10 protein-coding genes are annotated in these 8,791 nt (G+C 42.0%); 9 read left to right on the forward strand and 1 reads right to left on the reverse strand.

Going from position 1 to position 8,791, the window contains the following annotated elements; genetic code table 11:
- From K1X56_13975 to K1X56_14000, 6 genes are all read left to right on the forward strand, one after another.
- The coding region (locus K1X56_13975; protein ID MBX7095825.1) for a T9SS type A sorting domain-containing protein at positions 1–768 on the forward strand (768 nt) is incomplete at its 5' end.
- Positions 769–895: 127 nt separating this feature from the next.
- Positions 896–1,786, forward strand: coding sequence for a permease-like cell division protein FtsX (locus tag K1X56_13980; GenBank protein MBX7095826.1), 891 nt, complete (start codon positions 896–898; stop codon positions 1,784–1,786).
- Between the two features lie 2 nt (positions 1,787–1,788).
- On the forward strand, positions 1,789–2,040 hold the full coding sequence (locus K1X56_13985; GenBank protein MBX7095827.1) for a DUF3098 domain-containing protein: 252 nt from the start codon (positions 1,789–1,791) through the stop codon (positions 2,038–2,040).
- Positions 2,040–2,831 carry an undecaprenyl-diphosphate phosphatase gene (locus K1X56_13990; protein MBX7095828.1) on the forward strand — a complete coding sequence of 264 codons (792 nt, stop codon included), beginning with the start codon at positions 2,040–2,042 and terminating at the stop codon, positions 2,829–2,831. Before K1X56_13985 ends, K1X56_13990 begins: the two co-directional genes overlap by 1 nt.
- Positions 2,828–3,592: a tRNA pseudouridine(55) synthase TruB gene (gene truB / locus K1X56_13995; protein MBX7095829.1), complete on the forward strand. Its 765-nt coding sequence runs from the start codon at positions 2,828–2,830 to the stop codon at positions 3,590–3,592. Before K1X56_13990 ends, truB begins: the two co-directional genes overlap by 4 nt.
- A 34-nt stretch (positions 3,593–3,626) precedes the next feature.
- Positions 3,627–5,528, forward strand: a complete 1,902-nt coding sequence (locus K1X56_14000) for a tetratricopeptide repeat protein (GenBank protein MBX7095830.1) — start codon at positions 3,627–3,629, stop codon at positions 5,526–5,528.
- Here the strand turns inward: K1X56_14000 and K1X56_14005 are convergent, their stop codons facing one another.
- Positions 5,529–6,530 carry a hypothetical protein gene (locus K1X56_14005; GenBank protein MBX7095831.1) on the reverse strand — a complete coding sequence of 334 codons (1,002 nt, stop codon included), beginning with the start codon at positions 6,528–6,530 and terminating at the stop codon, positions 5,529–5,531.
- A 177-nt stretch (positions 6,531–6,707) separates the two neighbouring features.
- Between K1X56_14005 and K1X56_14010 the strand changes: the two genes are divergently transcribed.
- From K1X56_14010 to K1X56_14020, 3 genes are all read left to right on the forward strand, one after another.
- Complete coding sequence (locus tag K1X56_14010) at positions 6,708–7,385, forward strand: ComF family protein (GenBank protein ID MBX7095832.1); 678 nt, start codon at positions 6,708–6,710, stop codon at positions 7,383–7,385.
- A gap of 94 nt (positions 7,386–7,479) precedes the next feature.
- Positions 7,480–8,481 carry an NTP transferase domain-containing protein gene (locus tag K1X56_14015; GenBank protein MBX7095833.1) on the forward strand — a complete coding sequence of 334 codons (1,002 nt, stop codon included), beginning with the start codon at positions 7,480–7,482 and terminating at the stop codon, positions 8,479–8,481.
- Positions 8,481–8,791 (forward strand): tetratricopeptide repeat protein (locus tag K1X56_14020; protein ID MBX7095834.1); only part of this gene is annotated, 311 nt, incomplete at its 3' end. The genes K1X56_14015 and K1X56_14020, both read left to right, overlap by 1 nt.

The raw sequence follows: 8,791 nt of genomic DNA on the forward strand, positions 1-8,791 counted from the left end.
TGTTCGCATGCCGAAGTGACCAACGGAACTGACATTAATCCGGGTTGTAATTCGTATTGCTATACCCGTATTGTAAGTGGATCTTTTGACCCGAACGATAAAACCGTTTCACCTTCTATCAATGAGAATGGGGATCTGTTGACGGATCAGGATGAACTTACTTATGTGATCCGCTTCCAGAACACCGGTACGGGTCCTGCCCACGACGTGATTGTTACCGACACCCTTTCGCCACTGCTCGACATATTGAGTCTAGAAATGATTGGTGCGAGTCACAATTACGAAGTAAACCTTCTTCCCGGCAATATCCTTCGCTGGAAATTCAGCAACATCATGTTACCGGATAGCGGAAGCAACGAACCCGGAAGTCACGGCTACATTCATTTCAGAATGAAAACCCTCAATGCTCCGCAGGTTGGACAAAGCATTGAAAACATTGCCAATATCTATTTCGATTTTAATGCACCGGTAATTACCAATGCGGCAGTTACCAATTATGTAACCAATAGCGGAATTAATCAGCTGACGGATGATGCGCAAGTGCAGATTTTCCCGAATCCTGCCAATGATAAAATCACCATTGTATGGCAACCATCTGCCGACGCACAAATTGAACTGATTGATTTAAGTGGTCGCAGTGTACAGAAGCATAGCTTGAAAAACGGTATGCACACCTTAGATTGTTCTTCTCTTTCGGAAGGGGTTTATTTTGTGAAAATCACCGGAGGTGGCAAGAGCCAAACTAAAAAAGTGATTATCCGCCACTAAAAAACCTTTATGCATTCAGAATCCCTCCGCACACCACGGGGGGATTTTTGATTTATTAACATCCTGCTTTTAGTCTTTCACTTTTTTTGGCATTTCTGGTTGAGTGCTTTTGGCTATTTTCGTATCCATGAGCAATGCCACTAATAAAATCGCCCAACGAAGCGCCCGTTCCTCTTACATTTCTACGGTAATCGGAATTTCGCTGGTGCTCTTTATGCTGGGTTTGGTCGGCTGGGGAGTGATGATTTCGAGGAAGGTGACCCGTATGGCCAAGGAAAGTATTCGTATGGATGTATTTTTTAAAGAAAACGTTCGCGATGCCGACATGCACCAATTGGAAAAAACGCTGGCTTCAGAACCTTATGTAAAAACCGCGCGATTTGTCAGTAAAGAAGAAGCCCTGAAAGAAACCGAAAAAATTCTGGGCGACGATTCACTTTTATCTCCGGTGGATAATTACAACACCATTTTACCATCGATTGAAGTGTACATTGTGGAAGACTATGCCAATGCCGACTCCGTAAAAAAAATAGAAGATCAGCTTTTATCGCGTTACAAGAATAATCTGATTGAAGAAGTCTGGTATGATCGCTCCATGTTCATGACCATTAACCAAAGCGCAAAATATGCGGCCTATGTCATTCTCGCTTTAGCCACACTTTTACTCTTTGTTGCCATCGCATTAATCAACAATACCATTCGTCTGGCTGTCTATTCCAAACGCCTGTTAATTCGCTCAATGCAATTGGTGGGTGCCACCGAAGCCTTTATCCGCAGACCCTTTCTGTTCCGTGCCTTTTTACAGGGGATTGTGTCGGCATTGATTTCGCTCGGACTTATCCTTCTGGGAATGAACTACCTGATTAGTTGGTTTCCGGAGCTAACCGAAGTACACGATACCCCCATGATGCTGATGCTCTTTGGAGGCGTTACCGTTTTAGGTATTTTAATTTCGTGGATTTCTACGTACTTTGCACTTCGTAAATACTTGAGAATACGTTCAGAATTACTTTATTGATCATGAGCAAAAACAACCAACAAATATTCCCTTTTTCCAAGGAAAACTATTATTTAATCATTGCCGGAGTTGTGCTGGTAATCATCGGATTTTTATTGATGATGGGCGGCGGTTCTACCGATCCGAATGTGTTTAATAAAGAAGAATTATTCTCGTTCCGCAGAATTACGCTCGCACCGTTTACGGTGATTTTAGGTTATGGTGTAGTACTCTATGGAATTCTTCGTAAGTCGAAGAAGCAGGATCAGCACTAATGGAATTACTCGACGCGATCATCATCGCCATTGTAGAAGGGATTACCGAATATCTCCCGGTTTCTTCTACGGGACATATGATCATTACTGAAAAAGTGCTCGGATTACAAAGCAGCGATTTTTCCAAAGCATTTATGATCAACATTCAGCTGGGAGCAATTCTCGCTGTGGTGGTTTTGTATTGGAAGCGCTTCTTTCAATCGATGGATTTTTACTTTAAACTGCTTGTCGCTTTTTTACCCGCCGCTGTATTCGGACTACTTCTGAGCGATTACATCGACTCCATGCTGGAGAGTGTCACTACCGTTGCAATTTCTCTCGTATTAGGAGGAATGGTTTTATTATTTATTGACCGCTGGCTGGATCGTCGCGAGAATGATGCACAGGTAGATTATCCACGCGCTTTAAAAATCGGTTTCTTTCAATGCATTGCCATGATACCCGGCGTATCGCGATCGGCAGCAACGATTATTGGAGGAATGACTCAAAAATTAAGCAGAAAAACAGCTGCTGAATTTTCATTTTTTCTTGCTGTACCCACCATGTTTGCTGCTTCTGCAAAAAAACTAAAGGACGTGTGGGACAAAGATCCGCATATTTTAACCGACAATCTTTCTACGCTGGCCATTGGCAATCTTGTAGCTTTTATCGTTGCAATGATCGCCATAAAATTCTTTATTGATTATCTCAGTAAATACGGATTCCGCATTTTCGGATACTACCGCATTGTGGTTGGAATTACGATTCTCGCCTTGTTGGCCATGGGCTATGAACTCAATATTACCGGATGAAAATCGACCTGAAAGAAGGTGCCGTTTGGCTCATCGATAAACCGTATGAATGGACCTCTTTCGATGTGGTGCGTAAATTAAAATATGCACTCATAAAAAATACAGGCGATAAAAAAGCAAAGATTGGTCACGCCGGCACGCTCGACCCACTCGCTACCGGATTGTTGATTGTATGTGTAGGAAAAGCCACCAAACAAATTGATAGCATTCAGGCAGGAATAAAAGAATATACCGGAAGTTTTTTTCTGGGCGCCGCCACGCCATCGTACGACAGGGAGACTAGTCCCGGAGAATCGATGGACATTTCGCACATCGGAAAAGAAGAGATTGAAAGGACAGCGAAATCATTCATTGGCGAACAAGAACAACAAGCACCACTCTATTCAGCAAAATTAATCGACGGAAAACGTGCTTACGAGCATGCCCGCAAAGGAACAGAAGCTGAAGTAAAAAAACATAAAATCACCATTTACGAATTTGAAATAACGGGTATTGAAATCCCCCTCATACATTTTCGTATTCAATGTTCCAAAGGAACCTACATCCGGAGCATTGCACATGATTTTGGAATCCGCCTGCAGGCAGCGGCTTATCTGCACGATTTAAGGCGCACCAAAAGTGGTGAATATGATGTGAACAATGCCATTCCCATTGAACAGTTATTTGAAATGCTCAGCGGACAAACCATGGAAATGAAAGAACATTCCAAGCGTGCATTTCTATTGGAGAACAGAAATAAAAACGCAACGCAGGAAGATTAATTCCTTTTGGTTATATTGCTGTAAATAGTACGGCATGCGATCTGTTTTCACTTTCAGTTTTCTTTTTCTGATGCTCTTTTCCTTTGCACAGGAAGATGAACGTTATTCCAATTTTTTGGATGATCATGAATTGTTTAAACTTTCCGAAAAAGAACAACGCATTTACCTTCAAAAACTCGATTCCATTTTAAACAGCGGCAAAGGAACTGCAGATGAATTTTATTTACGCGGACTTTTCCGTTCCAAATCGGGCGATAAAGAAGGTGCTATTAAAGACTACACCCATGCAATTCAACTGGACCCAAAACTTTATGCTCCCTATGTAAACCGCGGATTATTGTATGCCGAAAAAGCGGATACAGCCAGAGCACTGGCCGATTATACCATGGCTATAAAACTGGAACCTAATCATCCCTCTGCTTATAACAACAGAGGATATTTAAATCAACTGAAAGGAAATTATCCGACCGCTATTGCAGATTACGACAAAGCCATTTCGCTGGATAACAAATTCTCGGTTTCCTACATCAACAAATTAAGGACCTTCATGCAAATGGGAAAGGAAAAAGAAGCGGAAGAAGTACTGATTGCATTCACAAAAATTTTTCCCGACGATCCGCGTACCTATACTGAACGTGCAGATTTTTATGAGCAACAAAACAATTACATCATGGCTTTAAAAGAGCTGGATCTGGCTGTTGAAAAAAGTAAAAACGATCCTGCATTTATTGTATATCGTTCCAATTTTAAAGATGATGTAATCAACGACGATGAAGGCGCTCTCGCAGATTGCAATCTGGCTTTATCCATGGAACCGAATAATCCGAAATTTCACTACGCAAAAAGTCGTCCGCTCTACGACATGGGAAAATACCGCGAAGTGTATGAGTCATGCACAAAAGCATTGGAAATTGATCCCAACTATTACGATGCACTCACCATGCGCGGAAACGTGCTCGATTATATGGGTATGTGGCAACAAGCATTGCGCGATTACGAAGCCGCTATAAAAATTCGTCCCGACGAAATTTACGCCTATCGCCAGATTGCTATTTTGTATAATAACCGAAAGGAATTCGACAAATCCGCCGCTGCCATTTCAGCTTATTTAAACCGGAACCCGGAAAACAGTCTGATGCTGATTGAACGGTCTAAAATTAATTTTTCCAATAAAGGATTTCAGCATATCGTAAACGATATGAATACCGTATTGCGACTGGAACCAAAAAACGGATTTGCCTATCTGATCCGCGCTGTTGCATTTGATTCATTGGGCAAAGTAGATTTAGCCTGTAAAGATGCACAGATGGCACAACAGTTAGGCATTGCCGAAGGATACGAATACCTGAAATCACATTGCAGAGACCGCATTAATCCAAAAATCTTAAAAGCGGAAGAGTTGATGGATAAAGCAGGAAAAAAACAAATAGAAGGTCAGTATAAAGAGGCGCTCGTTTTAATGGATGAAGCCGTAAAAACGTTACCGGATTCCGGATATGTCTGGTATGCGCGCGCAAAAATTAAACGGAGTATGGAAGATTATTCTGGTTCCATACCCGATTTAAAAAAAGCCATTGAATTAAAATCACCATTGCTGGAAGAAGTGTGGGTAACTTTAGGTGTAGCCTACCAGCGAACGGAAAACAATACCGAAGCACGCAAATGTTATGATCAGGCAATTCGTGTTAATCCGAAATACGCCATGGCTTATTATAACATTGGACTGATGTATTATTTTGAAAACGACTATCAGGAATGTGTCCGCTGGGTGAATCGCGCACTCGGATTTAATCCGCAATATTTATTAGCCTACCAATTACTGGCAGAATGCGGATTTAAACTCAATAAAAAAGAATGGATTTGCGGAGGATTAAAAGGAGCTTCCGATTTGGGCGATATGCGTTCGTCGGTGAAGCTCCTTGAATACTGCGATTGATTATTTCAGTGTAAAGGTGGTCTTACCGATTTTTGCCTTCTCACAGAACAACTCCACTACATAAACACCTTTGGGAAGATCAACTTTTACTTCGGCATATAAACACAAATCCATCGCCGCATTTTGGTAGTCGATTTCACGAACCAGTGAATATTGCGATTCGCCACCCTCCCATTTAAAGGTTGCATTCGGGTCCTGCGTTAAAATGGTAGCATCCGGCATCGTCACCACCATGTATATTTGTTTACTTCCGGATTTAGCAATGGCATTATCCATAATGGTACAACATGCTTTTACCATATCTGCTCTTCCTGCACGGGTTGTTTCAACCTGTTTACCTGAAGAACGCAAATGAATGGCACCCGCCGATAAATTACTCGCCTGCAAAATAGAACCCTTCGCCACTTTTCCTTCGAGATCTTTATTTTTCTCCTTCACATTATCGCGTTCTGTTTCCACCTTAGAAAGATTGTCCTTCGTCTCCGATAAATCTTTTCGCAAAGCGATATTTAATGTATTCAACGAATCGATGGTATGAACATACCCTTTCATAATGCTGCGAAGTGTTTCCGTTTCTTTCTTCAGCTTATAAATCATGTATGCATTGCCTTTATTTTTCTCGGCCAATTGTTGCAGACTGTCAATCTTATGAATTTGTTTTGCAATGGAATCTTTCATTCCGCTGTTGGAGGTTTCAAGATTTTGGTAATCGTCCATCAGATTTGCAAGGCTCTCCTTTAAATCGGCACCCATCATATCTGCCATTCCATTTTCGGAAAACATTTTTGCCATTTCATCTTTTTCCTTCTGAAGCACATCAAAATTTTCGGAACACTGCTTCAAATTGTTTTTTGTTTGATTCAACTGAACAAACAATACCCCTGCACCTCCCAATAACAAGAGAATGATGGTGATGTAAATGGCGTCTTTCGATTTTTTCTGTTGCGGTTGGTTCTCCATGGTCGACATATATGCGGCAAATTTAATAAAGGCTTTTAGCACAAACGGAAGGAATACGGGAAAGTTTCAATGGTATTGCGTTTATAACCTATTTCCAGTACCCTAAATCCTTTTCGAGGTTCAAATCGGCTATCCTCTTGGCGGAATAAGACCTCACCGAAATTTAAATTCCCGCAAAATCCGGCGTAAAACCTGGCGAAAAAGTTGCTTGTTTTGGACATGTTTCAGGAGCTGTTTTCATTGTTTTATCCCTCTATTTGTGCCGCTTGTTCAGAGCCTTTGCTCAAAAATGAAAAAGTGGTTTGCATTAATTGTCTGGTGGACCTCCCCTACACGAATTTTCATTTGGAAAAAGATAATCCCGTAGAGCGATTATTCTGGGGAAGGTGTGCCGTTCATTTTGCAACGTCCTTGTGCTATTTCCGAAAATCGAATCGTGTTCAGCATTTACTGCATCAGCTGAAATACAATGGAAAAACCAATGTGGGCGAATTCCTCGGCATAGAGCTCGGCAAACAACTCGAACTCACACAACGTTTATCACCTATCGACCTGATTGTACCGGTTCCGCTCCATCCGAAAAAAGAAAAAATAAGAGGCTATAATCAAAGCCTGTTTATTGCTCAGGGAATATCCAATGTATTGCAGGCTCCCGTAGAATCGCAGGTGCTTTTAAGGCGGACCAACACCTCCACCCAGACCCGAAAATCGCGGTTTGAGCGGTATAAAAACGTGGAGACCATCTTTCAACTTGCTGAACCTGAGAGGGTCTATGGGAAAAATATTTTGATTGTGGATGATGTGGTGACTACCGGAGCAACGCTGGAATCGTGCACGGCATTGATTCTTGCCGAAGGGGCCGGTCAGGTAAATGTGGCTACGCTGGCCACCGCATAATGCCTCCTTTTCACAAGTGAGCGGTTAAAAAGTTCAGTCTTATTGCTTTCGTGAAAGTTGAATTAATCAGAACTTTACCTGATAAACACTTTCTATGAAAATTATTGTCCCCATGGCCGGTATGGGTAAACGCATGCGGCCGCATACGCTCACAGTTGCAAAACCATTAATTCCTGTTGCCGGAAAACCGGTTGTGCAGTGGCTGGTGGAAGACATCACACGGGTGTGTGGACAAAAAGTGGATGAAATTGCCTATGTGGTGGGACGCTTCGGTGAGGAAAACGAAAAAAACCTGATTCGCATAGCTGAAAGTCTGGGTGCAAAAGGAAGCATTCACTACCAGGACGAACCACTGGGAACTGCGCATGCTATTTTGTGTGCAAAAGAAGCATTAAGTGGTCCCGTTACCGTTGCATTTGCAGACACCTTGTTTACGGCAGATTTTACGCTGGATGGAAGTAAAGACGGAATTATTTGGGTGAAGAGTGTAGAAAATCCTGCAGCTTTTGGTGTAGTAAAGACCAATGGTGAGGGGATCATTACCGATTTTATTGAGAAGCCCAAAACCTTTGTTTCCGATTTAGCCATTATTGGAATTTATTATTTCCGCGACGGTGAAAATCTGAAAAATGAATTGCAATACCTGATCGATAACGATATTCGCGGCAACAATGAATATCAGCTTACCGATGCACTCGAAAACATGAAAGCAAAAGGCGTGCGATTTGCTACCGGAAAAGTGGAAGAGTGGCTCGATTGCGGAAATAAAAATGTTACCGTTTTCACCAATCAACGTGTACTGGAAAACCATAAAAAAGAAAACATGGTTTCCGCCAGTGCAAAAGTGATGAACAGTGTTATTGTTCCGCCGTGTTTTATCGGAGAAAACGTTTCATTGCACAATAGTGTGATTGGTCCGCACGTTTCAATTGGTATGAATTCTGTAGTAGAAAACAGCATCATCAGCAATAGCATAATTCAAACCCATGCAAAAATTGCCGATGCGCATATTTCTAATTCAATGATTGGAAACTTTGCAGAATACAAAGGGAAAGCCGCCGACCTCAGTATTGGCGATTACACACAAATCGGATAATGATTAAAAACGCGCTTTATATTTTCATTCTCATTGCACTGGGAATTTCCTCCTGCAAATCGGGAAAACAGGTCAACTCCAAACCCGGCGTTTCCAAAGGCGTGCAGGATACGCTGATGCGTATGACTTCGGAGGGACATCTCATTGAGGGAATTACCAAAAAAATGACCGGCGATCCGGAAGGCGCTATTCAATCACTGGAACAGTGCCTGCGTTTTAATCCGAAAAATGATGCTGCGTATTATCACCTTTCCGGATTATATGAAATGATGGGAAGAGCCGATTACGCTATTGCCTTTGCAGAAAAAGC

Source organism: Flavobacteriales bacterium (assembly GCA_019694795.1).
Classification (GTDB): Bacteria; Bacteroidota; Bacteroidia; order Flavobacteriales_D; family UBA2798; genus UBA2798.